Here is a 680-nt window from a genome sequence, read left to right as displayed (position 1 = left end):
GGGCGGGGTAGCTGACCGGGGGGACCGGCCCCGGTGGCGCGGCGGCCGGGCCCGGCGCGGCCGGCACAGCCTGCCGGCCGCGGTGCTCCCGGTTCAGCAGCAGCGCCCCACCGATCAGGATCGCCGCGCCGAGCAGCACGGCCCGGAACGCGTCGGTGACGATGTAGCCGAAGCTGACCGCGACCAGGATGCTGAGCACGATCACGGTGACCGGGGACATGCTGGACCGGCCCCGGCCCAGCATCGACTCGACCGGGGAGGCGCTGTCCCCCTCGCCGGGGATGATCAGCCAGGCGGTGACGTAGACCAGGATGCCGATGCCGCCGAAGAAGCCGAGCACCGCGAGCAGCACCCGCCACAGCACCGGGTCGGTGTTGGTGGCGCGGCCGATCGCCGCGCAGACCCCCGCCAGGTAGCGGCCGTCGCGGGGGCGCACCAGCCCGTACCGCGAGGTGAAGCCGGCAGCGCCGGGCGGCGGTGGTGGCACGGCGCCGGGGTCACCGCCGGGTGGGGGCGGGGTGCCACCGCCGCCGGCGGCCTCCGGCGCGGCCACCGGTGGCGTCGGCCCGAAGCTGGTCGGCGCGGTCCCGCCAGCGGACGCCGACGGTGGCGGCGCTCCGCCCGGCTGTGCCGCCCCGGCGCGAGGGGGCGGGGCAGATTCCTCGGTCATGCCCTAGATC

At 77.6% G+C, this 680-nt stretch carries 1 protein-coding gene; it reads right to left on the bottom strand.

The features are described from left to right. Positions 1-670: PspC domain-containing protein (locus C1I99_RS31800; protein WP_146604119.1), on the bottom strand; the 670-nt coding region annotated here is incomplete at its 3' end. Positions 671-680: the final 10 nt, after the last annotated feature.

Source organism: Micromonospora deserti (assembly GCF_003236335.1).
In the GTDB taxonomy this organism is placed as follows: domain Bacteria; phylum Actinomycetota; class Actinomycetes; order Mycobacteriales; family Micromonosporaceae; genus Micromonospora; species Micromonospora deserti.
Note: the sequence above shows the minus strand (reverse complement) of the source record. Positions and strands in the feature narration are given on the sequence as shown.